At 67.0% G+C, this 663-nt stretch carries 2 protein-coding genes; both read left to right on the top strand.

The features are described from left to right. Positions 1-163: 163 nt before the first annotated feature. Entirely contained in the window at positions 164-493 is a 330-nt protein-coding gene (locus AX709_RS15860) for a conjugal transfer protein TraD (RefSeq protein ID WP_066484508.1), read from the top strand. 13 nt (positions 494-506) lie between these two features. Beyond that, positions 507-663 (top strand): conjugal transfer protein TraD (locus AX709_RS15865; protein ID WP_066550805.1); only part of this gene is annotated, 157 nt, incomplete at its 3' end.

The raw sequence follows: 663 nt of genomic DNA on the forward strand, positions 1-663 counted from the left end.
CCCGCTTATTGCACTTCTGAGCGCACGTCGGCAACGACGTATAAGCGCGCACTCATCATTCGCTTCGCTCCTGTGATTGACTGCCGAACGTTCCGGCTGTGGGTTGCCTGTCCGCTCTCGTTTGCTAGGCTGCGGTGGACCTGACGCGGAAGGAGAGAGCACCATGCGCAAGGTGCGCGACTATGATGCGGAGCTGAAGGCGCTGGAGAACCGTGCCAAGGCGATCAAGGCACGTCGCATCGAACAGCTCGGCCAGCTCGTCACCGCCACCGGCGCGGACGCGCTCGACATGGAAACGCTCGCCGGCGCGCTGCTCGATGCCGTCGCGTCCAAGGATACAGAAGCGAAGGAGGCGTGGCGCGTGAAAGGCGCCGCCTTCTTTCAGCGGCGCGGGCGGAAAGGTGGCAACGCTGCTGCAATCGACGGATCGGGCGCTGCGGCTGAACCGGGCGGCGACGCTGCGGGCGGAAGCGGCGGAACGGCGAACGGATAGCAGGGTCTGGGTCGTGCAACGCCGCGAACGGACGCGCCACCTGATCGAGCTGGGCGGGCTGGTCCAGAAAGCCGGACTAGTCGAGCTGACCGACGACGATCGCGCGACGCTCTACGGCGCGCTGCTCGATCTCGCCGGCCGCGCGCGCGGTGATGATGCCGGCGACGTGC

Source organism: Sphingomonas sp. CCH15-F11, from assembly GCF_001557005.1.
GTDB lineage: Bacteria > Pseudomonadota > Alphaproteobacteria > Sphingomonadales > Sphingomonadaceae > Sphingomonas.